1 protein-coding gene is annotated in these 238 nt (G+C 66.0%); it reads left to right on the top strand.

Going from position 1 to position 238, the window contains the following annotated elements:
* Window positions 1-238: hypothetical protein (locus AAEY83_RS18305; protein WP_351061541.1), on the top strand; the 238-nt coding region annotated here is incomplete at both ends.

The raw sequence follows: 238 nt of genomic DNA on the forward strand, positions 1-238 counted from the left end.
TTGTTGCAGGGCACCGACCTGCTGATGCGCATCGCCACGCCGGCCAATGCGCCGCAACCTGCTGACATTGAAGCCTACGTCGCGTTGATGGGGCGTCTGCTCGATCCTTCGGCGCCAGCCGCTGTGGTTGCCACGCCGCCAATGGCCGAGTTGCAGATCGAGCCCGCGCCAACAGCGACAGCGCCGATCATGGACGAGCCCGCCGAGCCGACCCCGCGTAAAAACAAACGCACCACCG

This window comes from Psychrobacter sp. TB20-MNA-CIBAN-0197, from assembly GCF_040309765.1.
GTDB classification, from domain to species: domain Bacteria; phylum Pseudomonadota; class Gammaproteobacteria; order Pseudomonadales; family Moraxellaceae; genus Psychrobacter; species Psychrobacter submarinus.